Source organism: Litoreibacter sp. (assembly GCF_058136045.1).
In genome coordinates, this window is record NZ_JBYVDD010000007.1 from 136,298 (window position 1) to 160,351 (window position 24,054).

The window sequence follows — 24,054 nt, forward strand, 5'->3', positions numbered from 1 at the left end:
AGTGTTCCCTTATTATCCTAGGTGAGGTCGTTTTATGGGAATAATGTGGTGCAACCCATTGAATGTGCTTCACTCTTGAAGAATTGAACTTTCCCAACTGCGCAAGAAGGTGTGCCGTTTAATTTTATCGAGAAACACCAGCAACCCGGGGCCAAACCGAATTGGCCGCAAAGATGGATTATCTTGCAAGGCGGCGGCGTCGACGGGGGGTAATCCCGATGCTGCCGCCAGTTTCGGATGAGTGCGCAGAGCGGTCAAGAAATCGACCATGGTTTGTGCGTCGGCGGTGTTTTCAGCCGCAGAAGGGATCAAAACCGTGCGCAGCATCACATTTACAAAGTCGGTCATCTCGACAATGTGGAACCCCTGTGTGGTGGCAAGTTTCGAGGCGGCGTAGCTGCCCAACACGTTGTAGGCTAATGCTAATTTTCCCGAAGCCACATCCGCAATCATATCACCTGAGCAGCAGTATAATTGGGCGTCGAGGCGCCCCATGACCTCCATCAGGCGCCAGAAGGTCTCGGAGGAGCGGCTGTCCTGAGTGGCCATGAGGTAGCCGAATCCGGACCGCCGCACATCATAGGTGCCGATCTTTCCGCGAAACCGCTCGGGGTTCTCGCGTAGCAAAGTGATTAGAGCATCGCGGTTCTGTGGGGCTTTGCCGGAGGGAAAGAACCGATCCGAGACCACCATGACAGCGGGCTCTTGGGTGAAGGCAAATAGTTGATTGCGCCAAATTGCCCAGTCGGGCAGGGAGGCGGCATTGGCGGGGGCATAGCTTTGCGCGAACCCGTCATTGGCCAGCTTAGTTTGCAAGTCCATGGCCGAAGAAATGGCAAGGTCGAACACGGCTCCCTCGGTGTAAATAGCCTGCATCAAATCGGAGGTGCCGGTGATAGTGTAATCGACCGAGATGCCGGGGTTGGCGTCTTGAAAGGCCATGATGATCGGCTCAAACACCGCGCGGTCTGCGGTGGAGATGACACGCAGCACCGAGCGCTCGGGTGTGGCTTGGTAAAGGCGGCGGTCCTCGACTTCGAAAGCCAGCGCGCCATGGCCCCACAGCAGGCAGGCCACCATCAACCGTAGGGCAATATTAACGAGACGCATGCGCCGGCTCCTTCACTGCTATGGGACAATTCCAGGTGGCCGCCATGGGCGCGCGCGACCTCGTCGGCGATGGTCAGCCCCAAACCGGAGCCAACGACATCTTCAACATTAGACCCACGCGAATAGCGTGACGTCAGGGTCTCCAGATCCATGTCGCCAAAGCCGCGCCCCTGATCGGTAATTGACAGATGCAAGGCTGCATTCGTGTCGATCCGCACGGTTATGTCGCTGTCCTCGGGGGAATATTTTATCGCGTTGTCGAGGATATTATGCAGGGCAGCTTGCAGCATAATACCGTCGCCTTGGAACGGCACTGTGCCTTCTGGTAGGGCGCGGATAAGTGCGATGTCTTTTAGCTCGGCGGTCGGAGCAAGCCGGTCACAGGTTTCCGCAATCAGCGCGGCCAGATCAAGCGGATCCCGGATCAGACTGTCGGCGCGGAAAGTGACCATGGCGTGATCGAGAATTTGCCCCGCCGAGCGCGAGCTTTCATCAATCGCGCGGATCATATCGCGGATAGCTTGTTTATGTTCTGGTCTGTTTAGTTTGCGGTGGGTGACTTCGGCCTGCGCGCGCACTGTAGCCAGCGGTGTGCGCACCCGGTGCGCGGCTTCGGTGATCAAATCCTCAGTGCGCGATAGCGATGTTCGTAGCCGCTCCATGAACGAGTTCAGTGCATCTACCAAAGGGGTCAGCTCGGCAGGGGCTTCGGCGGTCACCGGGCGCAAATCAGACGGGCCGCGACGGGTGACTGCGCCAGTCAGGCGGCTGATCGGGCGCAGCGCAGAGTTAGCAGCAAGCAGGCTTAGCGTTGTGGCCAGCAGGAAAAACAACAGCCCGACGCCCGTGGCCGTGGAGGTGATGCGTTGCGAAATTGCGACCAACCCCAGACGGGTTTGCGCGACGGTGACAACGACCTGAGAACCGCGATCATTGTTGGCAATATGGCGCAGGACCGAGGCGACGCGCACCTCGTCCCCACGATAGATCTCGGTGGTAAAACTTGGTGTGTCGGTGCGGGTGGGCATGTTGGATATCGGCAGGTCGGCGTAGCCTGTGAGGGTCTTTCCCTTGATCGCCACGCGGTAGAAAACCCGGTCGTCATTGATGGTGCCAAGCATGGATAGGGCGGAGTAGGGCAACTCCAAAGTGACCGCGCCGTGCTCTGAGCGCAGACTGTCCGCAATGGCCGTAGCAGAGGCGGCCAAAATGTCATCTTGCGTGCCTTCGGCGGCTTGCGAGGCCACACCGCGGACGACCAAAACGAACGCCAGTGACAGCACGGCGGCAACGGCGGCCAGTTGGAAAAACAGCCGCTTGCGAATGCTGCTGGCGGGCCTCATGCGGCCATCATGCGGTAGCCAAGGCCGCGCACCGTCTCAATGCGCGCGCCAGAGCCTTCAAGCCGCTTGCGCAGCCGGGCGACATAGACCTCAATAGCATTCTCCGAGGCCTCGTCAGAGAAGGAAAACAGCCGATCCATGAGGTGAGATTTTGAGAAAACCTGACCGGGGGCAGCAAAGAATACCTCTAGCAAACGTAATTCCCGGTTGCGCAGCACGGTTGTCACGTCGCCGTGCTGTAATTCTCCGGTGGTGAGGTTCAAAGTGGTGCCCTCAAAGGTCTTTTGATTGTCAGCAGCCCCACCTTGGCGGCGCAAAACAGCGCGGCAACGGGCCTCAAGCTCGGCAAAATCGAAAGGTTTGGTAATATAATCATCGGCCCCCAAATCCAGCAAAGAGATGCGATCTGACACCGCCGAGCGGGCGGTGATGACAATAACAGGTGTGCGTTTTTCGGCCCGACGTTGGCTTTGCAAGAACTCGCGACCGTCCCCATCGGGGAGCATAATATCAAGCAATATCAAGTCGTAATCAGCCACATCCATGCAGGCACTTGCAGCGTCCAGCCGGTCGGCATGATCCACAGCGTGGCCGTCCAGTTGCAACCGCTCCACGATGGCACCAGCAAGTTTTAGATTATCTTCAATCAGCAAGTAGCGCATGGGCGCGGGCCTTTTTTGGGGGCGTGACAGGTTGGTGTCAGGTTTGGGCGTTTGGCTATGAACATGTGCGGGGAATCCCGCCATGTCAAATGGGAGGAAACTATGACGAACCGTCTTTTTAAGGCGCTCATGACGAGTGCCGTTTTGGGCCTTACGGCCACCACTGCTATCTCTGCTGCTGAGTGCATCGCCCCCGCCAACCCCGGCGGCGGTTGGGACTTCACTTGCCGTCAAATCGGCAAGATCATGTATGATATCAAAGCCGTTGATAAACCAATTCAGGTCACCAATATGGCCGGTGCTGGCGGCGGCTTGGCGTATAACCACGTTGTGGCCGAGCGCGCTGACGACGCTGATCTGATCATCGCAGCATCATCTGCGACCACCACGCGTTTGGCGCAAAATGCCTATGCGGGCATGACCGCTGACCAAGTGCGCTTTGTCGGGGCAATCGGCGCTGATCCGGGCATCATTGCTGTGGCTGCTGACAGTGAATTCAAGACGCTTGGTGATCTGGTTGATGCAATCAAAGCCGACCCCGGCTCTGTTGCATTCGCGGGCGGCTCTGCCGTGGGCGGGTTCGACCACATGAAACCACTGATGGTTTTGCAAAAAGCGGGCTTCACCGACATCACTAAGGTGAAATACATCGGTGTTGACGGCGGCGCAGATGCCATCACGCAAACCGTGGGTGGCTTCACCCAAGCGATGACCGGCGACATGTCCGAAGTCGTGGGCTTCCTGAAGAACGGCGACATTCGTGTGATCGCGGTTCTCACTGATGAGCGCGTGCCGGGCTTTGACGACATCCCAACTGCCAAAGAGCAGGGCTTTGATGTTGTTGCCGTGAACTGGCGTGGTCTCTACGTGCCAAAGGACATCTCTGACGAGGCGTTCAACGGCTGGGCTGAAAAGCTGCAAGCGGTGGCTGACAGCGACGAGTGGAAGAAAGCGATGGTCGATAATGGCCTTGCTCCGTTCACCAAAGTTGGCGGCGATTTCCAGTCGTATGTTGATGGTTTGGTTGCAGATATCGCCACCATGTCCAAAGAGCTGGGAGTTATCCAGTAATGGCATCTGACCGGATTTTTGGTCTGGTCATGCTGATGACGGCGGTCGCGTATCTCGCGGCCGCCACTCAGATCCAGACGAACTTCTTCTCCGGCGAGGTGCTGCCGAAGTTGTTCCCGATGATGATTGGCGGCGTGGCCGCGATATCGTCCCTTGTGCTCATGTTTAAGCCTGATCCCGACCCAGAGTGGCCAGCGAAAAAGACCTTTGCGTCGCTTGGTTTTGCAGTGCTGATCTTGGTGTTTTACGCCTATGCGCTGAAGCCGTTGGGCTTTTTGATCCCGACTGCGATCACTGCCGGGCTGTTGAGCTACCAGATTTCGCCGCGCCCGAAGATGGCCGCGATGGCGGGGCTTGGGCTGTCGATCGGCTTGTTTGTTTTGTTTAGATACGCGTTGGGCCTTGGCCTGTTCGCGGTCCCTAAGGGGTGGTTCTAACTCATGGATATTCTATCAAACCTTGCTTTGGGCTTCAGCATCGCGCTGTCGCCTTATACTTTAATGCTAGCCGTTTGCGGTTGTTTTCTAGGCACGATCATCGGCGCGTTGCCGGGCCTTGGGCCATCGAACGGCGTGGCGATCCTTATTCCAATTACCTTCACGCTGGGCCTTGATGCGACATCGGCTTTGGTGCTGATGACGTCTGTTTACTACGGCGCGATGTATGGCGGGCGGATCAGTTCGATCCTGCTCAACATCCCCGGAGATGAGCCCGCCCTGATGACCACCCTCGACGGCTATCCAATGGCTAAAGCGGGCCGTGCGGGGGACGCGTTGGTGCTGTCTGGCGTGGCGTCATTCGTGGGCGCATTGCTGGCCACTATCGGCTTGATGTTGCTGGCACCGTCCTTGGCGCGCGTGGCGTTTTTATTCGGTCCGGCGGAGTATTTCGCGCTGTATCTGCTGGCGTTCTGTACGCTTGGCGGCATGGCCTCCAACAACCAAGCCAAGGCGGCGCTGGCGGCTTGCATCGGATTGGGCATCGCCATGATCGGCGTGGATTCATCTTCCGGTTTGCCACGTCTGACTGGCGGCCATTTACACCTGTATGACGGCATCGACTTCCTAGTCGCTATCGTTGGCCTCTTTGCTATCGCCGAGGTATTCTTCTTTATTGAGAGCCACGGCAAAGGCTCCTCCATCGGGGTTAAGTTAGATAAAGTCCGCATCCCTTGGGGCGATATCTGGGATACAAAATGGACGATGCTACGCTCCTCTGGTGTGGGCTTTATTGCGGGTATTTTGCCCGGCGCAGGGGCCTCTCTCGGCTCGTTCCTTGCCTATATGACAGAGAAAGCCATCGCGGGTGAAAAGGGCGGTTTCGGCACAGGCGTTCCCAAAGGTATCGCAGCTCCGGAGGCCGGAAATAACGCGGCCGCAGGTGGCGCGCTGGTGCCAATGCTGACGCTGGGCGTGCCGGGGTCGGGGACCACGGCGGTGCTGTTGGCATTGCTGATGACGCTTAATATCACGCCGGGGCCGACCCTATTTACCGAGCGGCCCGAGGTGGTTTGGGGGCTGATCGCATCGCTGTTGATCGCCAACTTTGTGTTGCTTTTGATGAACGTGCCGATGGTCAAAATCTTCGTCAAAATCTTGATGGTTCCGGCCTGGATTCTATTGCCGGGCGTCACCATGGTCTCATTCGTGGGCATCTATTCGCTGTCCGGCAGCTACTTCGATTTGTTGCTGATGGTGGGTTTCGGGGCCTTGGGATACGTACTGCGCAAACTGGACGTACCAACGGTGCCAGTGATCCTTGGCATCTTGCTGGGCGGTAACATGGAGGACGCATTGCGCCGCGCCATGACCTTATCTGACGGCGAGGTCAGCTACTTGTTTTCCAGCCCGATTGCGATTGGGTTATGGGTCGCTGCAATCGCGGGGTTTGTCGCCCCGATGTTCTTGCGGAAAATCTTGAAAAAGCCACAGGCGGTCACTGATTAATGGTAAAGGTTTTGATCCCTTCGGGGGCTTTGGGTCTGGGATATGACCGTGCGGCTTTGGCACGCGGAATAGCGCAACAGCCTGATATCATTGCGATTGACGGCGGATCCACGGACAGTGGGCCACATTATCTGGGCACGGGCACGTCGAAATATGCGCGCGGCTCTACCAAGGCGGAATGGCGTGAGTTGATGGAGGCACGCGCGCAGGCAGGCGTGCCTTTGGTTATCGGCACGGCGGGGACGTGCGGGGCAGATGCGGCGGTTGATTGGCTGGTGGAAATCACCCGTGAAATAGCCGCCGAGGCGGGCATGAAAGTGAAACTGGCCGTGTTGAAAAGCGGCCAGAAATCCGATGTAATAATTGAGGGATTGGCGCAGGGAAAAGTCACCCCCCTGCACCCCGCGCCTGAGATATCGGCTGATTTATTGGCCTCTTGCACCAACATCGTAGCACTGGCGGGGGCGGAGCAAATCCAAGCCGCGCTGGACATAGGGGCGGACATTGTGATCGCGGGGCGCACCACTGATACGGCTATCATTTCGGCCCTGCCATTGGCGCGCGGATGTCATGCCGGCGGTACGTGGCACGGGGCCAAAATCGGTGAATGCGGGGCCTTGGCCACAACCGCGCCTAATTCCGGAACAATTTTAATCGAATTTGACGAAGAGGGGTTCACCATCACCCCGATGGGTGCCGAGGCCCGGGCGACCCCGCACACGGTTTCGGCACACATGCTGTATGAGAACTCGAACCCCGATATTTTGTACGAGCCGGGCGGGCATCTAGATGTCAGCGCGGCGCAATACGAAGCATTGGACGCGGCCCGCGTGCGGGTGACGGGCAGCGAATGGATCGTGTCGGACCGCTATACCGTGAAGTTGGAAGGCGCGCGGTCGGTAGGGTTCCAAACGGTATCTTTGGTGACAGTACGCGACCCGCGCTATGTCGAACATATCCGCGCGTGGTGCGATGACATTGTGGTTAAGGCGAGCGAGAAAGCACGCGCACGGGTGGGCGACGGCTTTGTGATAGAGCTGCGATTGATCGGCTTGGATGCGACGTTGGGCGCGTTGGATGTGGGTGCGAAAAGCGGCACGGAAGTGGGCGTTTTAGGCATGGTCACGGCCCCCACAGAAGCGCTGTCGCGCGAGGTGGCGAAGGTGCTGAACCCCTACCTGTTGCACCACCCATTGACTGAGGAAGAAGAAATGCCGACCTTCGCGTTCCCATTCTCGCCGCCGGAAGTGAGCCGCGGCGCAGTCTTTGAGTTTTGCCTTAACCATGTGTTGGAACTCGATGACCCGATGGAGGCGTTCGACCTACAAGTAGAGGAGTTGGGCGCATGAGCAGGTTGGGGGATGTTGCCGTTAAAGTGCGCTCGAAAAACGCTGGACCATTTTGGTTAACTGTTGATATTTTCTGCGGCACACCAGAGGTGTTCGCGCGGGTTTGCGCCTCGGTCACGACGGATCGCGTGGCGGATTTGTTTCATGCAAATGCGCCCGAGGTAGATCGCTATGAGATGGCACAGTTGAATGTGCTGAAACTGAGCCTGCCGCGCCCGCAAGTGCAAGGCACACGGGCTGATCGTGACATGCATGGAGCCTCATTTGCGGCCTTGGTGGCGGAGCTGGAGCTTTGACGGGTTGACCGCTGGCCAGCATGTGATCACACTCCACGGATGCTATTAAATTCTCCAAATTCAGAGCCACTAGGGGCTGGGGCCGTTGGCGCAGCTAATGAGCGGATATATCGCCAGTTGCGGTCTCAGGTCATGCATGGAGAAATTCCACCGGGGTCCGCGCGCACGTTGCGCGGCATTGGCAAAGAGTTCGGGGTTTCCATGACGCCAGCGCGCGAGGCAATGCGGCGCTTGGTGGCAGAGGGGGCGTTTACGCTGTCCTCATCGGGCCGGATTTCGACGCCGGAATTGTCCAATGACCGCATTGAGGAGTTGGCCTCGTTGCGGGCATTGTTGGAGCCAGAGTTGGCTGCGCGAGCATTGCCGCGCGCACATATGGCGCTGATCGAGCGGTTGCAGACAATCACCAACGCGACGGGGCAAGCAATTTTGCGCCAAGATGCTGTGGCCTATATACGCACCAATCTGGAATTTCACCGCACGCTATATTTACGTGCGCAGGCCCCGGCGATGTTGGCTATGGCGGAAACTGTTTGGTTGCAGATGGGACCAACGATGCGCAGCCTTTATGACAAGCTGCACCGTACCGAATTGCCACGCCATCACAGGCTGATTGTGGCGGCATTAAAGGCGGGGGATGAGCCGGGATTGCGGCTGGCCGTGCGCGCGGATGTGACCCAAGGGCTACGGATGTTGGCGCAATAAGGGCTTTTCGAGGCGAGTAATCCCGCCTCGAAAATTATTATTTATCAGACTATTAGCTATGGATTGGACCATCGCCACAAGCCAGTGCTGCTTCGCGCACGGCTTCTGAATAAGTTGGGTGTGCATGACAGGTGCGTGCCAGATCTTCGGCGGCGGCGCCAAATTCCATCGCGACGCAAATCTCGTGGATCAGATCACCTGCCATGGGGCCAATGATATGTGCGCCAAGGATGCGGTCTGTGTCTTTGTCGGCCAGTATTTTGACAAATCCGTCGCCTGCAAAATTGGCCTTTGCACGACCGTTACCCATGAAGGAAAACTTGCCAACTTTGTAGTTGCGGCCGGCTTCTTTTAACTCTTCCTCGGTGGCGCCAACGCTGGCAACTTCGGGGTGAGTGTAGACCACACCGGGGATAACCCCATAATTTACATGACCTTTTTGGCCTGCGAGGGTCTCGGCAACGCCCATGCCCTCATCTTCGGCTTTGTGCGCCAGCATTGGTCCAGTGATCGCATCACCAATGGCGTAAATGCCTTTGACAGAGGTGGCCCAATGGCCATCAGTTTTGATCTGGCCGCGTGGTTCCATCTCGACGCCAAGTTCTGCCAAACCAAGGCCATCAACGAACGGTTTGCGGCCAGTGGCGACCAATACAACATCTGCATCAACGACATGTTCACTGTCATCTTTGCGCAACTTATAGGTCACTTTGGCCTTGCTATTTTTGACCTCAACGCCTTGAACTGCGGCGCCCAATTGGAACTCAAGCCCTTGTTTTTTCAGCAGTCTTTGGAACGTGCGCTGAACTTCTTTATCCATGCCGGGCGTGATGGTGTCGAGGAATTCAATCACCTTCACATCCGCGCCAAGACGCTTATAGACCGAGCCTAATTCCAACCCGATAACGCCCGCACCGATCACGACCATTTTCTTAGGAATTTTGCCCAATTCCAGCGCGCCAGTAGACGAGACGACGATCTTCTCATCGATCTCTACACCGGGCAGGGAGGAGACCTCGGAGCCGGATGCGATCACGATATTTTTGGCCTCGTGGATGTCATTTCCGACCTTAACCTGACCCGCAGCAGGGATGGACGCCCAGCCTTTGATCCAGTCTACCTTGTTCTTTTTAAACAAAAATTCAATGCCAGAGGTGTTGCCCGAGATGACATCATCTTTATAGGCAAGCATCTGTTTCCAATCGACGGATGGCGCTTTGCCCTTCAGGCCCATCTTGGCGAAATTGTGCTCTGCTTCGTGCAATTGGTGGCTGGCGTGCAGCAAGGCCTTGGAGGGGATGCAGCCCACATTCAGGCAGGTGCCGCCCAAGGTTTCACGACCTTCAACGCAGGCTACTTTTAGGCCTAATTGAGCGCAACGAATTGCACAAACATAGCCGCCGGGGCCGGCACCGATGATGATAACGTCATAGCTGGACATGGGGGTCTCTCCTTACCTTATTGGCAAATTTGGGCGTCAGACTTGCGTCAGACATGTGTCGGTTTTCCGTCGGGCCTATTTGCTGGGGTGCAAAAAGGGTGTGTGTTGTGATGCGCCATCATATGAGCGCGGCAAATAGCATTGTGAGTGTGGCTCCAAAACCTACGAACCAGATCACCGAGCGCCAAGGCGCAAGAGCCCAGACATAGGCCGGAATGTAGAGCACGCGGGCGACCAAATAAAGGATGGCGCAGGTTTGGGTCACAGTGGTGGATTGCTCGCCCAATGTGACAACGATCACGGCGATGGTGAAGAGGATCAGCCCCTCGAAGTGGTTACTTAACGCGCGTTGCAGGCGGCCAGCTTTGCCGGTGAGTTCGATCTTTTGATCGCGGGGGCCCATTGAGGCTTTGGGGCCAACTTGTGTTGACGCGGATGTTGAGTAGAGGGCGAACTGAATTGCTTGCAATATGGCCGCGAGGGTGAGGATGGTGAGTTCAAAAGTCATGATTTATCAGGTCCGTTTCGATGCAAGTTCTGCGAGGGTGGTGAAATCGGAATTGCCGCAATTGGTGCAAGAGATATATGTGTCACCGTCGCGCCGAGTTTGATCCCATTCATCATGGCCCAGCAGCGTATAGATGGGCGTATCGCTGACCCGCCCATGTGGCCCGACAGAGCTATCACCGATAATCACATCCTGCGACGTGCCGCAATTTGGGCAGGTAATAGTGGTGCGGTTCGGGATGGCCATGGCTATGGCGCCAGCGAAAAATAGAGTGAAGGGGAGCCGACTTGGGCTTGTGCAATAACCCAGTAGAGGCAGAACTGGGCTGCCTGTAGCAGGGCCGCGAGGGCGAGGGTGGTGAGTTCAGTGGTCATGGTATTATTCGGCCTTTGATCCGAGGTCATTTCTCATCGCTGCTTTGATGTTTTCCGTAGCGGTTTTTCTTTGTTCAGAGCCAGGAATCGCAGAACTCCAATTGTCTAAGGAGATGCAAAGGGATGGAGATCCGACGAGTTGGCATCTAAGAATCCAATGGCCTACCTCATACCTGTTCGAGTCTGTAGTGCCCTCTTGATCTTGATTTTTCCAAGATATTAACAACCCAATGTAGGCTTCTTTTCGATCAGAGCGAAGGGCAGAGATTTCGTCGGCCTTTCTGCTTAAGAAATGTTGGGAGACAGCCGTTAGAACCGACCCAAGTCCTGCTGCTGTAAATAGTGCTAACCAAATTTCCATTGTTCAGGTCCGAACGCTGCCCTATGGTGGGACAACAACATGTGTTTACAAATCCATCAGCAAGCGGCGTGGATCTTCCAGCGCCTCTTTGACGCGCACTAAGAAGGTAACTGCGCCTTTGCCGTCCACGACGCGGTGGTCATAGCTAAGGGCCAGATACATCATCGGACGGATTACGACTTCTCCGTTGATCGCCATCGGGCGGTCTTGGATTTTGTGCATGCCAAGGATGCCGGATTGTGGTGGGTTCAAGATTGGCGAGGACATCAGCGAGCCGTAAACACCGCCGTTGGAGATGGTGAAGCTGCCGCCTTGCATCTCGGCCATGGTCAGTTTGCCGTCGCGCGCACGTGCGCCTTTCTCAGAGATGGCTTTCTCGATATCGGCAAACGACATGGCGTCGGCGTCGCGGATGACGGGGACCACAAGGCCAGTCGGTGTGCCAGCGGCGATGCCCATATGGACGTAGTTTTTGTAAACCACATCGGTGCCGTCGATCTCGGCGTTAACTTCTGGGACCTCGTGCAGGGCGTGAACGCAGGCCTTGGTGAAGAACGACATGAAGCCAAGTTTGACGCCGTGTTTCTTGAGGAACAGGTCTTTGTACTCGTTGCGCAGGTCCATGACCGCACCCATATCCACCTCGTTATAGGTGGTCAGCATGGCGGCGGTGTTTTGGCTTTCTTTCAGGCGACGCGCGATGGTTTGGCGCAGGCGGGTCATTTTTACCCGTTCTTCGCGTGAGGCATCATCGGTTGAGACTGGGGCACGAACGGCCGCTGCAGGGGCAGGGGCGGCGGTGGCTGCTGGGGCGATTGCGGCTTTCAACACGTCTTCCTTCATAACACGACCATCACGGCCAGACCCTTGGACCGACGCGGGGTCGATGCCTTTTTCCGCCATTAGTTTATTCGCTGATGGGGCATTTTCAATGTCTTTGGTGGCAACAGGCGCCGGGGCGCTGGCTGGTGACGCCACAGGCGAAGCGGGCGCAGCCGCACCACCTGACGAGGAGATAACGGCCAATTTGGCAGCGGCTGCTACGGTGGCGCCTTCGGGCGCGAGGATTTCGATGATGGTGCCAGCGGAAGGTGCTGGAACCTCGACGGAGACCTTATCGGTTTCCAACTCGCACAGCATCTCGTCTTGCGCGACTGTGTCGCCGACGGCTTTGAACCATGTCGAGACGGTTGCCTCGGTGACGCTTTCGCCCAGTGTTGGGACCATGACGTCAACAGTGTCGCCGCCAGTTGCTGCAACAGGTGCGGGGGCTGCTGCTTCGGGTTGTGGTGCGGGGGCGGTGCCGCCTTCGCTGACTTGGGCCAGCAGGGCGTCAACGCCGACGGTTTCGCCCTCGGCTGCGATGATCTCGGAAAGGACACCAGCGACGGGCGAGGGGACCTCGACAGTTACTTTGTCGGTTTCCAGCTCGCACAGCATTTCATCAACGGCAACGGCATCGCCGGGCTTTTTGAACCATGTGGCGACGGTGGCTTCAGTGACGCTTTCGCCAAGGGTTGGGACGCGGATCTCAGACATATTAATTTCCTTTGACTGTCAGCGCGTCATTCACGAGCGCGGCTTGTTGTGTTTTGTGCTGGCTACCCGACCCTGTTGCGGGCGAGGCGGCGGCGTTGCGACCGGCATAAATCGGGCGCGTATGTGTGGCTTTGATGCGGGTCAGGACCCACTCGATGTTTGGCTCCATGAAGGACCACGCACCTTGGTTTTTAGGCTCTTCCTGACACCAGACCATTTCAGCGTTCTTGAAGCGCTCTAGCTCCTTCACTGCCGAGATGGCCGGGAAGGGGTAGAATTGCTCGAAACGCATCAGATAGACATCGTCGATGCCGCGCGCGTCGCGTTCTTCCAGCAGGTCATAGTAGACTTTGCCCGAGCACATAACGACGCGTTTGACCTTATCGTCAGATTTCAGCTTGGTATCAGAATTGCCTTGCTGAGCATCATCCCACAACACGCGGTGGAAGCTTGAGCCCTCGGTGAATTCGTCGGCCTTGGAGACGGCCTTTTTGTGGCGCAGCAAGGATTTCGGCGTCATGATAATCAGCGGTTTGCGGAAATCACGGTGCAATTGGCGACGTAAAATGTGGAAGTAGTTGGCGGGGGTCGTGCAGTTAGCCACGATCCAGTTATCGCCGCCACACATGGTTAAGAACCGCTCTAGGCGCGCGGATGAGTGCTCGGGGCCTTGGCCCTCATAGCCGTGTGGCAACAGGCAAACGAGGCCCGACATGCGCAACCATTTGCTTTCACCCGATGAGATGAATTGGTCAAACATGATCTGCGCGCCATTGGCGAAGTCACCGAACTGGGCTTCCCATAGGGTCAGCGCGTTTGGTTCCGCTAGCGAGTAGCCATATTCAAACCCAAGCACTGCATATTCCGACAGCATCGAGTCGATGACCTCGTATTGGGACTGGCCCTCGCGGATGTTGTTAAGAGGGTAGTAGCGGTCCTCGTTGTCTTGGTTGATCAGGCCGGAATGGCGGTGGCTGAATGTGCCGCGCGTGCAATCTTGGCCCGACAGGCGGACGGGATAGCCCTCGGTCAGTAGGGAGCCGAACGCCAAGGCCTCGCCGGTGGCCCAATCAAAGCCTTCGCCGGTCTCGAACATTTTGGCTTTGGTTTCCAGCAAGCGGCCGATGGTTTTGTGCAGCGGGAAGTCGGTTGGCGCGGTCGAGAGCGCGCGACCAACCTCTTTGAAGGTCTCTGTAGAGATGAACGTTTGCCCGCGCTGGTAGTCTTCGGCGTCGCGGCGATCCAGGTGGGACCACTTGCCGTCAAGCCAATCAGCCTTGTGTGGCTTATACGTTTTTCCCGCCTCGAATTCTTCATTCAGGTAGGATTGGAACGCGGCTTTCATATCCTCGATCTCGCCCTCGGGGATCAAGCCGTCACGCACAAGGCGCTCTGTATAAAGCGTCAGTGTAGTCTTCTGCTTTTTGATCTGCTTGTACATTAGCGGATTGGTGAACATGGGCTCGTCGCCCTCGTTATGACCAAAGCGGCGGTAGCAAATGATGTCGATTACCACGTCTTTGTGGAACTTTTGGCGGAACTCGGTTGCGATTTTGGCGGCGTGCACCACGGCCTCGGGATCATCGCCGTTAACGTGGAAAATCGGGGCCTCGACCATCAGTGCAATGTCGGTCGGGTAGGGAGAGGAGCGCGAGAAATGCGGTGCGGTGGTGAAACCGATTTGGTTATTCACCACGATATGCATCGTGCCGCCGGTCTTGTGACCTTTCAGGCCAGACAACCCGAACCCCTCGGCCACAACGCCTTGGCCTGCAAATGCTGCATCGCCGTGCAACAAGATCGGCATGCAAGAAATGCGGTCCACATCGTTTTGTTGGTCTTGCTTGGCGCGTGCCTTGCCCAAAACAACCGGGTTCACCGCCTCTAGGTGGGAGGGGTTGGCGGTCAGGGATAAGTGCACGGTGTTGCCGTCAAATTCGCGGTCACTTGAGGCACCAAGATGGTATTTCACATCGCCAGAGCCATCAACATCTTCGGGTTTGGAGCTGCCACCTTGGAATTCGTTAAAGATGGCTTTGAACGGTTTGCTCATCACATTGGCAAGCACCGATAGGCGGCCACGGTGCGGCATGCCGATGACGATATCGCGCACACCCAAGCTGCCACCGCGCTTAATGATTTGCTCCATCGCGGGCACAAGGCTTTCGCCGCCATCAAGGCCGAAGCGCTTGGTGCCCATGTATTTGACGTGCAGGAATTTCTCAAACCCTTCGGCCTCGACCAGCTTTTTGAGGATCGCTTTGCGACCTTGATGCGTGAAGGTGATTTCTTTGTTCCAGCCCTCGATACGCTCTTTCAGCCAACCCGCTTCTTGGGGGTTCGAGATGTGCATATATTGCAGCGCGAAGGTGCCACAATAGGTGCGACGCAGGATCGAGACGATCTCGCGCATGGTGGCCGTTTCCAGCCCCAGAACGTTGTCGATGAAGATCGGGCGATCAAGGTCAGTCTCGGAGAAGCCGTAGTTCTTTGGGTCCAGTTCCGGGTGCGCGTTGATCTCGCGCATACCAAGCGGATCAAGATCGGCGGCAAGGTGGCCACGGATGCGGTAGGCGCGGATGATCATGATGGCGCGGATGCTGTCGAGCACGGCCTGCTTGATTTGACCCTCCGAGACGGCGACGCCCTTCTCGGACGCCTTGGATTTGATTTTGTCGGCGGCTTTTGAAGGCTCGGCCCATTGGCCGTCCAGCGCTTGGGTTAGATCATCATTGGGCTGTGGCGGCCAGTCAGCGCGCCCCCATGATGGGCCAGCGGCCTCGGCTGTGACGTCAGTATTTGCGTCGCCAAGGGCCTCAAAAAAGTCCCGCCAGCCTTGGTCCACCGCATTGGGATCATTGGCGTAGCGCGCATAAAGCTGCTCCAGATACTCGGCATTATGGCCTTGCATGAAGGAGGATGCGTGGAACTGGTCGTTGGTGGAATGTTCCGTCATGTGGGGACCTCGTTGGGGTTGGGACCGTAGGTGTTGGGGCCGGGAGTGGAGGGGCGAGTGAGCCAAAAAATGACAAGGATGATTGCGCCAAAGATGAAGGGAATTCCCCCGAAATACATCGCAAGATTGGTTGGGGTTTGGATCATTGGCGTTTCTGTCAGGGTTTCGGTGATGGACGAGGGGAAATGAGAAATATCAAGGGGCACAAGCTCCGAGAAAATGTTCATTAGCCCTATAGTAAGTAGAAAGAACGGAATGGGCAGCAGCGCGCGCCAGCCTGCTTTATCGCTGTCGTGAAGTCTGCGCCAAGTAACGGCAAACCATGGGAGAATGGTTGCGATACCGAAGATATCTGAAAGCCACCCGCCGTTAAATTTCAGAAGCGTTTTAGGCGTGGTGTCGACGACAGGATTGCTTTCGGTCGGGATCGCAATTTTTTGCATCACCTCTGGCCCGAAGTATAGCCCGTTCAGGATAATGCAGGCCAATGATCCTAGGAACAGGAATAGGATGAAATACCAAAACTCGGCCTTTGAGGCGCGGCCAGAAAAGGTGATGTATTTGCGAAAGCAGGTTTTGATGGCGCCTTCAAATTTCATCAGTTGCCCCCCGCCGCGAAGTTGGTTTGTGTCTGGATGATGCCGCTCACAGTAACGGGCGCGCCGATCTTGGCGGACAGGCTGGCGGCGTTCATGGTGGTGGCTGCGAAGCTGCGGGTCGCGGTGGCGTCGCTGCTGTCGAATACTTGCGGCACGGCGAAATCGCCGGCGGTGTGGCCGATCAGCGAGGTCGAGGACAAAGCGAAGCGGCAAATGATGTTGGTCGTGGACGGGTCCGGCTGGAGCCAGAACACCAAAGCGGCCTCGTGATTTGCGCCGATTTGGCGATGCAGGATACGGGTTTGGCTTTGGGGGATGTCTTTCTTGCGCGCAAACCCTGCGACGGTCTTGCGTTGTAGATCAACGATGGATTTGATCTGCTCGCCGCCAGTATCGCCCGTGGCGTAGAAGGCCACTTGGGGCCAGATCAGCAGCTCGATTACCTCTGGGGCAAGATCGCCCTCGGGCACCAATATCCAGCCTTGTTGCGCCAAAGCGGTGACGGTGTCGTCAACATTCGCGTTGGGCAGGTGGCATGCTTCGATGGAAGCGGACATTTCGGTCAGCGTTAGGGCGGAGGTTGGAAGTGCGGCAAACGCCGATAGAAACACCGAAGTGACCATGGCGCGCGGTTGGCGAAAGGTTGGGAGTCTGCCGATGATCGAAGAGGCGCTCATGGCATCAACTTTCGGGGCTAACGATGGTATTAATGAGGATCAATTGACTGTCCTCGACCACACCTGCATGGATGGCATCCAGATAGATGTGCTCATTGTCGTAGTCGTTCCAGTTGGACCTTGTTCCGTTGGCACCGGACTTGTCCTGTCTCTCTAGGTAAGGGTCGGTAAATGTAGCTTCGATGCTTTGTGCCAGCCCGCCCAAATCGGTACCTGCAGTGGGAGCAATACGGCAGGAAAAATAGGTCTTCGAGTAGTCGTCTAGCTTTATCTCGTTCCAGTGTAGCTCGGCGACATGCCCTGAGGGGCTTTGAAGAACGGATAGGATCATCTGGTCGAAGGGTGGTTCGGTTTTTTCAATGCTTTTGCGGATCGTATCTAGAAAGGATGCCGCACCTTCCGAATGGGCGGCGCGCAAGGTTTGCGCATCGCCATCTAGGTGGTCGTACAGGACGCTGCTGATAGGCATTGCAGAAGCGAGGCGAATTTGCGCCGCCTCATCTGCTGGAACCCAGCCTGCGTTGCGCAAGTCTGTGGTCGCGGCGTCATAACCACGATCAACACCAGCGCAGGCAGTGAGGGCCACAGCAAGTTCACCATCGCTGGCGAAAGCTTGCCCGGCCCACATGCAGGCCCCTATCAGCAGCGCCCCACGCATCACTTTGCGATAGCCGCTAGAACCGCCTCGCCCAGACCTGCGGGGCTTTCAGCGACCACGATGCCTGCGGCTTTCATGGCCTCGATCTTGCTTTCTGCGTCGCCTTTGCCACCGGCAACGATGGCACCAGCGTGGCCCATGCGGCGGCCGGGAGGGGCCGTGCGACCAGCGATGAAGCCAGCTGTTGGTTTCCAGCGGCCAGCTTTTTTCTCGTCTGCAAGGAACTGTGCGGCTTCTTCTTCGGCAGAGCCACCGATCTCACCGATCATGATGATCGACTGAGTTTCAGGATCCGCGAGGAACATCTCTAGAATATCGATATGCTCGGTGCCTTTGATCGGATCGCCACCGATGCCAACAGCCGTGGATTGGCCAAGGCCTGAATCCGTGGTTTGTTTCACGGCTTCATAAGTCAGCGTGCCGGAGCGCGAGACAACACCAACAGAGCCACGTTTGTGGATGTGGCCCGGCATGATGCCGATTTTGCATGCGTCAGGCGTGATAACACCCGGGCAGTTAGGACCGATCAGGCGCGAAGAGGAACCTTCCAGCGCGCGTGTCACCTTCATCATGTCGAGAACTGGAATGCCCTCGGTGATGCAGCAGATGAACGGGATCTCGGCGTCGATGGCTTCCAAGATACTGTCCGCCGCGAAGGGGGGCGGCACGTAGATCACGGTGGCATTGGCGCCTGTGCGCTCTACCGCCTCGTGGCAGCTGTTGAACACAGGCAAGTTCAGGTGGGATTGACCACCTTTGCCCGGTGTCACGCCGCCAACCATTTTGGTGCCGTATGCAATTGCTTGCTCGGAGTGGAATGTGCCCTGAGAGCCGGTAAAGCCCTGGCAGATCACTTTGGTGTTTTCGTCAATTAGAATGGCCATTATTTATTTTCCTTGTACGGGCTGTGGTGCAATGTGACGGGGAACCAGCGAGGCTCCTTGTACTGGCGGAGTGATTTCGCCACGTCCATTTGAGGGACAGCACCATCTATCATGTATGTTAGGTGAGAGGCCGGATGAGGATGCACTTGCTTTTCCGCGATCATTTCAGACACTAAGCGAGCGAGCATTTCCGACATGCCAGTCCAAAGCACAATGCTCTCGTAGCCCGGCAGATGCATCGTGAATTCGCCTCGCTCCTCCGGCAACTCGTTTAAGAGTTCCACAAAGGACACGTGACCACGATCACCGACCAAGCCAAGAATTATCCAACGGATCTGCTGTTCCGTCATCGCCTTACCCTTTAACCGCTTTCACGATTTTCTCGGCACCGTCTTTCAGGTCGTCGGCGGCGATGATGTCCACGTCGGAATTGTTGATGATGGCTTTGCCCTCTTCAACATTGGTCCCTTCAAGGCGCACAACCAGCGGAACTTTAAGGCCCACTTCTTTCACCGCGGCAACTACGCCCTCGGCGATGACATCGCAGCGCATGATGCCGCCAAAGATGTTCACCAAGATGCCTTTGACCTGTGGGTCAGAGGTGATGATCTTGAACGCCTCGGTGACTTTTTCTTTAGTCGCGCCGCCACCAACATCAAGGAAGTTAGCAGGCTCTGCGCCATAAAGTTTGATGATGTCCATAGTGGCCATCGCCAAGCCAGCACCGTTTACCATGCAGCCGATTTCACCATCCAGAGCGATGTAGTTCAGGTCATATTTAGACGCTGCCAGCTCTTTAGGATCTTCTTCCGACTCGTCGCGCAATTCTGCGATGTCGGGGTGGCGATACATTGCGTTGCCGTCAAAGCCCATTTTGGCGTCGAGGCATTTCAGATCACCCTTGTCGGACACGATCAGCGGGTTGATTTCCAGCATCTCCATGTCTTTGTCGGTGAAGATTTTGTACAGCGTGCCCATCAGTGCAACGCATTGTTTGATCTGCACGCCTTTCAGGCCCAGCTCAAACGCGATGCGGCGACCGTGGAAGGCTTGGTAGCCAGTGGCCGGATCAACGGAGAATGTCAGGATTTTCTCAGGGGTTGATGCTGCAACCTCTTCGATGTCCATGCCGCCCTCGGTCGAGCAAACGAATGACACGCGGCTGGTTTGACGATCGACCAGCAAAGCGAGGTACAATTCAGTCTCGATGCCGGAGCCGTCTTCAATATAGATGCGGTTGACTTGTTTACCAGCCGGGCCGGATTGATGCGTGACCAAGGTGCGGCCGAGCATTTTCTTGGCTTCATTGGCGGCTTCTTCAACGGATTTGCAAAGACGCACACCGCCAGCTTCGCCTGCATCGGCTTCTTTAAAGGAGCCTTTGCCGCGTCCACCAGCGTGGATTTGGGCTTTGACGACCCAAAGCGGGCCGTCAAGTTCGCCGGCAGCAGTTTTTGCGTTCTCGGCGGCGAGGACGATACGGCCATCCGAGACCGGGGCGCCATAGGAGCGAAGAAGGGCCTTCGCCTGATATTCATGGATGTTCAAAACTCTCTCCTTGAGTCAGGGGGTTCTTAGCGACAATTACATGAGAATGACCTTACGCAAACGTCGAATATGCGCGGAGGCCGATAAAAGCGACATTTGTGATCACACTCTGAAAAAGTGTGATCACAAAAATTGAAAAAGAGGCGAATCGTAATAGTCATTGACGGCATTGGCGCGCACAGGGACTTATATATTATGAATGATTTTGCAGAAAATGGTGAGTTTTATGCCTGTACCTAGTTGGGGCGTGGTTGGCACCATGGACGAGCCACCGGAACTTGTTGCCGCCTATGCGGCGCATCATCTGTGGTCGGGGGCCTCGGCGGTGCATATTTATTTGGACCGCGACAACCCGCGGACCCGCGCCCTTTTGGCACCTTTGAAGCAGGTGCATGTGGTCGTTGCGGACGAGGCCTATTGGCGCGCGACGTTGGATATTAAGGTGCCGAAGACGCATCAACGTCGCCAAACGCTGAACGCGACGTTGGCCTATCAGAATACGGATGTGGATTTTCTGGTGCATTTGGATGCGGATGAATTCATCCATCAGGTGGAGCCATTGGGTGCCGAGTTGGCGCGGTTACAGCGGATGCGGCCGGGGCATTATCTGAATATTCCCAACCTCGAGCGGGTTTGGCTGGAGGGTGAAGCAGATAGCAACATGTTTAGTCAAAATTTCCGGGCCTCGACCAAGCGACTAGAGGGCGACTTTTCCGCGATGACGCTTGATGGTGACGGGCTGACACGGTTCGGGCTGACGGGGCATAGCGAGGGCAAGGCGTGCTCGCCCACTGGATACGACTATGTGCTGGGTATCCATCGCCCGCATCATGACACGGAGCGCCCCTGGACTTTTCCGGGGATGAAGCGGTCTCGCTCCTCGGTGGTTTTGCATTTCGACGGGATGACGCGGCTGCATTGGGTTTATAAACGCCTGCGCAAGGCGCTGTTTCGGGCCACGCAAGTGGGCCAGCCGATCACGGACCAGATGCAGGCACAGATTGATGCGATTGAGGCGGGCGGTGGCGGTCTGGTGGCCGCGAACGCCTTGCACGATCGGATCAAGGTGCTGGGTGTTATGGCTGAAGCGCTTCGAGAGGAAGATTTACTACTGGAGATACCGTTTGATGCGATGCGCGGGCTGGCGGCGCTGCTGCCGCATGAGAAATTGGACCTGTCGGCAGCGGGATTTGACGCGTGGTTGAGAGCGGAAAGGGCGGAGTTTTTTTGAGGGGCTAGGGTAGATTGCGAAACTTGGTGGGGTGTCTGTCATGGGGACTTAGCTGCCATAGGATCGTTGGCGATGAATGTCTGCTCCAGCATAGACTTTGGACCTACCGCGTGTCATTTGAAGCACATGAAAACCTATGTTCAGAAGTTCGGCATTCAACGCAGAAGTCGAATTACGGTCCCAGCCTAACAAACTGGGCTGGGTAATTCCTATCTGAACGTCAGTTGTGCGCTAAACACCGAACAAGGTTATTCTTATGTCTAATACATCGCCGACCCTGCACTTGTTGTGCGGAAAAATTGCCTCAGGAAAATCTACACTGACTGCTCAACTAGGCAGCTTAGATGGAACAATTGTGATTGCAGAAGACGATTGGCTGAGCGCACTCTATTCTGAAGAGATGTCTTCGATGTCAGACTATGTGCGATGCACTTCGAAACTTCGGAGGGTAATAGGGCCTCACATTGCGTCATTGCTAAATGCGGGGATTTCGGTTGTTTTGGATTTTCAAGCGAACACGATTGAAGCACGCAACTGGATGCGGGGCATCTTGGATCAGACAAACGCGTCTCACAAACTACATATGTTGGATGTTCCCGATGAGGTCTGCATCGCAAGACTGCACGCACGCAACGCGCAAGGCGATCATCCGTTTACTGCAACGGAGGAACAGTTTCGGCAAATATCCAAGCACTTTATTGCTCCTTCTCCTGATGAGGGGTTCAATATCGTGCTGCACAAAGCTGACCTATACTATTGAGCGAAGCGGACGTTTGTAGATGGTGCAGCATTTTGCAACAATGGCCCAGAGCGGACATTGATTTTAGAAACCTAAATTCAATAGCCTACTTAGGGAAACGCAAAAAGGCCCGCTCGGTTATGGGCGGGCCTTCGGTCTTGTGCGGCTTGTTGGCTTTACGCCAGCGAGCCGTCGATCTCTTTACAGGCTGCGACGAGGCCTTTCACGGCGTCGACGGATTTATCGAACATCGCTTGCTCGTCTTTGGCCAGCTTGATTTTGACCACGCGCTCGATGCCGCCTGCACCGATCACGGTTGGCACGCCGACATAAAAGCCGTCGAGGCCGTAGGCGCCTTCAACATAGGCTGCGCATGGCAGCACGCGTTTTTGGTCTTTCAGGTAGGCTTCGGCCATCTCGATCGCGGAAGTAGCAGGCGCGTAGAACGCGGAGCCATTGCCCAGCAGGCCAACAATCTCGGCACCGCCATCACGGGTGCGCTGAACGATTGCGTCCAGTTTTTCTTGCGTGGTCCAGCCCATATCTACCAGATCAGGCAATGGGATGCCTGCAACGGTGGAGTAGCGTGTCAGAGGCACCATGGTGTCGCCGTGGCCACCCAGAACGAACGCGGTGACGTCCTTCATGGAGACATCGAACTCGGACGCGAGGAAGTGACGGAAGCGCGCGCTATCTAGCACGCCAGCCATGCCGCAAACTTTGTTGTGAGGCATGCCGGAGAATTCGCGCAGTGCCCAAACCATCGCATCAAGCGGGTTGGTGATGCAGATCACAAATGCGTCTGGTGCATGGGCGGCGATGCCCTCGCCCACGGATTTCATAACCTTGAGGTTGATGCCCAGCAGGTCATCACGGCTCATGCCCGGCTTGCGGGGAACACCAGCAGTTACGATGCACACGTCAGCGCCCGCGATGTCGGCGTAATCGGTGGTGCCTTTCATGGTGGCGTCAAACGGGCCCGCGGGGCCTGCTTCTGCGATGTCGAGTGCTTTGCCTTGTGGCGTGCCGTCGGCGATATCGAACAAGACGACATCGCCTAATTCTTTAAGCGCTACGAGGTGAGCAAGTGTGCCGCCGATTTGTCCGGCGCCGATAAGGGCAATTTTGGGTCTGGCCATGTGAATGGTCCTTGGTGCGGTTAATGTTGGGGCTGAGGGGTAGCGCTTGCGGGGGCCTCGCGCAAGTGTGCTGCATTGCAGAAATGGTATTTGTGAGGTTGCCGCTAGGTGTAGAGTTTCGGTTAGCTATTGAACTTAAGCGGTTTTTCTTGGAGTTTGCCGGATATGGAGTTTGATGCGACATTTTTTGCACTCGCGCTTCCGGCGGCATTTATATCCGGCGTGGCGAAGGGTGGATTCGGGGGAGGAGCGGCCTTTGTGGCGACAGCGATTCTCGCGCTGTTCTTGCCGCCAGCCACGGCATTGGGGATCATGTTGCCGCTGTTGATGGTCGAAGATTTGGCCACGTTGAAGCCGTTTTGGCGTAAATGGGACTGGCCCAATGCCAAGGCCTTGATTGCAGGCGGCGTGCCGGGAGTGATCTTGGGGGCGGTTTTGTATAAGGCCACGGACCCAGACGTGCTGCGAGTGCTGATCGGGGCGATCTCGCTGGGATTTGTGGCGTTTCAATTGGCGCGCGCGGGCGGATTGCTGGCGGTAAAAGAGCGCGGGGAAAGTTTTAAGGGCGGATTTATTGCGGGGATCGTTGCGGGGTTCACCAGCTTCGTGAGCCACGCGGGTGGGCCACCTGCGGCGATGCATTTGCTGTCGCAAGGCCTGAGCAAAACGGCCTATCAGGCGACAACCGTGATCACCTTTTGGGCGATCAACGCGATGAAGGCGGTGCCTTATGCATTTCTGGGGGTGTTTACTTGGGACACGTTCAAAGCCGACTTATACATGGTGCCATTCGGGTTGATCGGTGTCGCCGTGGGGGTCTATGCGCACCGGGCTTTGCCGGAACGCATATTCTTTCAGATCACCTATACGCTGCTCACTGGCGCTGGGGTGAAGCTGATTTTTGACGGGCTGACTTAA

General features: G+C 56.4%; 24 protein-coding genes. 9 read left to right on the forward strand and 15 right to left on the reverse strand.

From position 1 onward, the window contains the following. Positions 1-69: 69 nt before the first annotated feature. From AC3Y7R_RS11385 to AC3Y7R_RS11395, 3 genes are read right to left on the reverse strand one after another with little or no spacing between them, the layout of a single operon-like run. The gene (locus AC3Y7R_RS11385; protein ID WP_490042167.1) at positions 70-1,110 is read right to left on the reverse strand and encodes an extracellular solute-binding protein; all 1,041 of its coding nucleotides are present in this window, start codon (positions 1,108-1,110) and stop codon (positions 70-72) included. Beyond that, entirely contained in the window at positions 1,080-2,453 is a 1,374-nt protein-coding gene (locus AC3Y7R_RS11390) for a sensor histidine kinase (protein WP_490042168.1), read from the reverse strand. The genes AC3Y7R_RS11385 and AC3Y7R_RS11390 overlap by 31 nt, the downstream gene beginning before the upstream one ends. Further along, positions 2,450-3,115, reverse strand: coding sequence for a response regulator transcription factor (locus tag AC3Y7R_RS11395; RefSeq protein ID WP_490042169.1), 666 nt, complete (start codon positions 3,113-3,115; stop codon positions 2,450-2,452). The genes AC3Y7R_RS11390 and AC3Y7R_RS11395 overlap by 4 nt, the downstream gene beginning before the upstream one ends. Before the next feature lie 102 nt (positions 3,116-3,217). On the opposite strand from AC3Y7R_RS11395, the gene AC3Y7R_RS11400 reads away from it, so the two are divergent. The 6 genes from AC3Y7R_RS11400 to AC3Y7R_RS11425 are packed head-to-tail and all read left to right on the forward strand — an operon-like array spanning position 3,218 to position 8,482. Next, complete coding sequence (locus tag AC3Y7R_RS11400) at positions 3,218-4,186, forward strand: Bug family tripartite tricarboxylate transporter substrate binding protein (protein WP_490042170.1); 969 nt, start codon at positions 3,218-3,220, stop codon at positions 4,184-4,186. After that, positions 4,186-4,623: a tripartite tricarboxylate transporter TctB family protein gene (locus AC3Y7R_RS11405; protein WP_490042171.1), complete on the forward strand. Its 438-nt coding sequence runs from the start codon at positions 4,186-4,188 to the stop codon at positions 4,621-4,623. The genes AC3Y7R_RS11400 and AC3Y7R_RS11405 overlap by 1 nt, the downstream gene beginning before the upstream one ends. A gap of 3 nt (positions 4,624-4,626) precedes the next feature. Then, positions 4,627-6,132: a tripartite tricarboxylate transporter permease gene (locus AC3Y7R_RS11410; RefSeq protein WP_490042172.1), complete on the forward strand. Its 1,506-nt coding sequence runs from the start codon at positions 4,627-4,629 to the stop codon at positions 6,130-6,132. Next, positions 6,132-7,481, forward strand: coding sequence for an acyclic terpene utilization AtuA family protein (locus AC3Y7R_RS11415; RefSeq protein WP_490042173.1), 1,350 nt, complete (start codon positions 6,132-6,134; stop codon positions 7,479-7,481). The genes AC3Y7R_RS11410 and AC3Y7R_RS11415 overlap by 1 nt, the downstream gene beginning before the upstream one ends. Continuing rightward, positions 7,478-7,777, forward strand: coding sequence for a DUF4387 family protein (locus AC3Y7R_RS11420; protein ID WP_490042174.1), 300 nt, complete (start codon positions 7,478-7,480; stop codon positions 7,775-7,777). Before AC3Y7R_RS11415 ends, AC3Y7R_RS11420 begins: the two co-directional genes overlap by 4 nt. 39 nt (positions 7,778-7,816) lie before the next feature. Continuing rightward, positions 7,817-8,482, forward strand: coding sequence for a GntR family transcriptional regulator (locus AC3Y7R_RS11425; RefSeq protein WP_490042175.1), 666 nt, complete (start codon positions 7,817-7,819; stop codon positions 8,480-8,482). 52 nt (positions 8,483-8,534) lie between these two features. Here AC3Y7R_RS11425 and lpdA read toward each other — a convergent pair whose 3' ends face one another. The 11 genes from lpdA to sucC all read right to left on the reverse strand — a co-directional run bounded on the left by lpdA (position 8,535) and on the right by sucC (position 20,027). Then, a complete protein-coding gene (lpdA, locus tag AC3Y7R_RS11430) occupies positions 8,535-9,923 on the reverse strand; it encodes a dihydrolipoyl dehydrogenase (RefSeq protein ID WP_490042176.1) in 1,389 nt (462 codons plus the stop codon). Positions 9,924-10,041: 118 nt separating this feature from the next. Then, on the reverse strand, positions 10,042-10,431 hold the full coding sequence (locus tag AC3Y7R_RS11435) for an MAPEG family protein (protein ID WP_490042177.1): 390 nt from the start codon (positions 10,429-10,431) through the stop codon (positions 10,042-10,044). A 6-nt stretch (positions 10,432-10,437) separates the two neighbouring features. Then, a complete protein-coding gene (locus tag AC3Y7R_RS11440; RefSeq protein ID WP_490042178.1) occupies positions 10,438-10,677 on the reverse strand; it encodes a hypothetical protein in 240 nt (79 codons plus the stop codon). Positions 10,678-11,211: 534 nt separating this feature from the next. Next, positions 11,212-12,705, reverse strand: a complete 1,494-nt coding sequence (gene odhB, locus AC3Y7R_RS11445) for a 2-oxoglutarate dehydrogenase complex dihydrolipoyllysine-residue succinyltransferase (protein WP_490042179.1) — start codon at positions 12,703-12,705, stop codon at positions 11,212-11,214. A gap of 1 nt (position 12,706) precedes the next feature. Further along, positions 12,707-15,661, reverse strand: a complete 2,955-nt coding sequence (locus tag AC3Y7R_RS11450) for a 2-oxoglutarate dehydrogenase E1 component (RefSeq protein ID WP_490042180.1) — start codon at positions 15,659-15,661, stop codon at positions 12,707-12,709. After that, positions 15,658-16,260, reverse strand: a complete 603-nt coding sequence (locus AC3Y7R_RS11455) for a DUF805 domain-containing protein (RefSeq protein WP_490042181.1) — start codon at positions 16,258-16,260, stop codon at positions 15,658-15,660. The genes AC3Y7R_RS11450 and AC3Y7R_RS11455 overlap by 4 nt, the downstream gene beginning before the upstream one ends. Further along, positions 16,260-16,937 (reverse strand): hypothetical protein, encoded by a 678-nt coding sequence (locus AC3Y7R_RS11460; RefSeq protein WP_490042182.1) that lies wholly within the window; start codon positions 16,935-16,937, stop codon positions 16,260-16,262. The genes AC3Y7R_RS11455 and AC3Y7R_RS11460 overlap by 1 nt, the downstream gene beginning before the upstream one ends. Before the next feature lie 4 nt (positions 16,938-16,941). After that, positions 16,942-17,565, reverse strand: a complete 624-nt coding sequence (locus AC3Y7R_RS11465) for a hypothetical protein (RefSeq protein WP_490042183.1) — start codon at positions 17,563-17,565, stop codon at positions 16,942-16,944. Between the two features lie 29 nt (positions 17,566-17,594). Next, the gene (gene sucD, locus AC3Y7R_RS11470; RefSeq protein WP_490042184.1) at positions 17,595-18,479 is read right to left on the reverse strand and encodes a succinate--CoA ligase subunit alpha; all 885 of its coding nucleotides are present in this window, start codon (positions 18,477-18,479) and stop codon (positions 17,595-17,597) included. After that, a complete protein-coding gene (locus AC3Y7R_RS11475; RefSeq protein WP_490042185.1) occupies positions 18,479-18,829 on the reverse strand; it encodes a hypothetical protein in 351 nt (116 codons plus the stop codon). Before AC3Y7R_RS11475 ends, sucD begins: the two co-directional genes overlap by 1 nt. A gap of 4 nt (positions 18,830-18,833) precedes the next feature. Further along, the gene (gene sucC, locus AC3Y7R_RS11480; RefSeq protein WP_490042186.1) at positions 18,834-20,027 is read right to left on the reverse strand and encodes an ADP-forming succinate--CoA ligase subunit beta; all 1,194 of its coding nucleotides are present in this window, start codon (positions 20,025-20,027) and stop codon (positions 18,834-18,836) included. Positions 20,028-20,226: 199 nt separating this feature from the next. Between sucC and AC3Y7R_RS11485 the strand changes: the two genes are divergently transcribed. Next, positions 20,227-21,258, forward strand: coding sequence for a glycosyltransferase family protein (locus AC3Y7R_RS11485; RefSeq protein WP_490042187.1), 1,032 nt, complete (start codon positions 20,227-20,229; stop codon positions 21,256-21,258). Between the two features lie 256 nt (positions 21,259-21,514). Continuing rightward, positions 21,515-22,018 (forward strand): P-loop nucleotide/nucleoside kinase family protein, encoded by a 504-nt coding sequence (locus tag AC3Y7R_RS11490; RefSeq protein ID WP_490042188.1) that lies wholly within the window; start codon positions 21,515-21,517, stop codon positions 22,016-22,018. A gap of 155 nt (positions 22,019-22,173) precedes the next feature. Here AC3Y7R_RS11490 and mdh read toward each other — a convergent pair whose 3' ends face one another. Then, the gene (gene mdh / locus AC3Y7R_RS11495) at positions 22,174-23,136 is read right to left on the reverse strand and encodes a malate dehydrogenase (RefSeq protein WP_490042189.1); all 963 of its coding nucleotides are present in this window, start codon (positions 23,134-23,136) and stop codon (positions 22,174-22,176) included. Between the two features lie 165 nt (positions 23,137-23,301). On the opposite strand from mdh, the gene AC3Y7R_RS11500 reads away from it, so the two are divergent. After that, on the forward strand, positions 23,302-24,054 hold the full coding sequence (locus AC3Y7R_RS11500) for a sulfite exporter TauE/SafE family protein (protein WP_490042190.1): 753 nt from the start codon (positions 23,302-23,304) through the stop codon (positions 24,052-24,054).

Bases quoted from the DNA above. Each gene is read 5' to 3' on its own strand.
- AC3Y7R_RS11425 (WP_490042175.1), top strand. From the start codon at position 7,817: ATGCTATTAAATTCTCCAAATTCAGAGCCACTAGGGGCTGGGGCCGTT.
- AC3Y7R_RS11400 (WP_490042170.1), top strand. From the start codon at position 3,218: ATGACGAACCGTCTTTTTAAGGCGCTCATGACGAGTGCCGTTTTGGGC.
- AC3Y7R_RS11385 (WP_490042167.1), bottom strand. From the start codon at position 1,110: ATGCGTCTCGTTAATATTGCCCTACGGTTGATGGTGGCCTGCCTGCTG.
- odhB (WP_490042179.1), bottom strand. From the start codon at position 12,705: ATGTCTGAGATCCGCGTCCCAACCCTTGGCGAAAGCGTCACTGAAGCC.
- AC3Y7R_RS11460 (WP_490042182.1), bottom strand. From the start codon at position 16,937: ATGAGCGCCTCTTCGATCATCGGCAGACTCCCAACCTTTCGCCAACCG.
- AC3Y7R_RS11440 (WP_490042178.1), bottom strand. From the start codon at position 10,677: ATGGCCATCCCGAACCGCACCACTATTACCTGCCCAAATTGCGGCACG.
- AC3Y7R_RS11475 (WP_490042185.1), bottom strand. From the start codon at position 18,829: ATGACGGAACAGCAGATCCGTTGGATAATTCTTGGCTTGGTCGGTGAT.
- sucD (WP_490042184.1), bottom strand. From the start codon at position 18,479: ATGGCCATTCTAATTGACGAAAACACCAAAGTGATCTGCCAGGGCTTT.
- AC3Y7R_RS11415 (WP_490042173.1), top strand. From the start codon at position 6,132: ATGGTAAAGGTTTTGATCCCTTCGGGGGCTTTGGGTCTGGGATATGAC.
- AC3Y7R_RS11455 (WP_490042181.1), bottom strand. From the start codon at position 16,260: ATGAAATTTGAAGGCGCCATCAAAACCTGCTTTCGCAAATACATCACC.
- AC3Y7R_RS11420 (WP_490042174.1), top strand. From the start codon at position 7,478: ATGAGCAGGTTGGGGGATGTTGCCGTTAAAGTGCGCTCGAAAAACGCT.
- lpdA (WP_490042176.1), bottom strand. From the start codon at position 9,923: ATGTCCAGCTATGACGTTATCATCATCGGTGCCGGCCCCGGCGGCTAT.
- mdh (WP_490042189.1), bottom strand. From the start codon at position 23,136: ATGGCCAGACCCAAAATTGCCCTTATCGGCGCCGGACAAATCGGCGGC.
- AC3Y7R_RS11390 (WP_490042168.1), bottom strand. From the start codon at position 2,453: ATGAGGCCCGCCAGCAGCATTCGCAAGCGGCTGTTTTTCCAACTGGCC.
- AC3Y7R_RS11410 (WP_490042172.1), top strand. From the start codon at position 4,627: ATGGATATTCTATCAAACCTTGCTTTGGGCTTCAGCATCGCGCTGTCG.
- AC3Y7R_RS11500 (WP_490042190.1), top strand. From the start codon at position 23,302: ATGGAGTTTGATGCGACATTTTTTGCACTCGCGCTTCCGGCGGCATTT.
- AC3Y7R_RS11465 (WP_490042183.1), bottom strand. From the start codon at position 17,565: ATGTGGGCCGGGCAAGCTTTCGCCAGCGATGGTGAACTTGCTGTGGCC.
- AC3Y7R_RS11450 (WP_490042180.1), bottom strand. From the start codon at position 15,661: ATGACGGAACATTCCACCAACGACCAGTTCCACGCATCCTCCTTCATG.
- AC3Y7R_RS11405 (WP_490042171.1), top strand. From the start codon at position 4,186: ATGGCATCTGACCGGATTTTTGGTCTGGTCATGCTGATGACGGCGGTC.
- AC3Y7R_RS11485 (WP_490042187.1), top strand. From the start codon at position 20,227: ATGATTTTGCAGAAAATGGTGAGTTTTATGCCTGTACCTAGTTGGGGC.
- AC3Y7R_RS11490 (WP_490042188.1), top strand. From the start codon at position 21,515: ATGTCTAATACATCGCCGACCCTGCACTTGTTGTGCGGAAAAATTGCC.
- AC3Y7R_RS11435 (WP_490042177.1), bottom strand. From the start codon at position 10,431: ATGACTTTTGAACTCACCATCCTCACCCTCGCGGCCATATTGCAAGCA.
- AC3Y7R_RS11395 (WP_490042169.1), bottom strand. From the start codon at position 3,115: ATGCGCTACTTGCTGATTGAAGATAATCTAAAACTTGCTGGTGCCATC.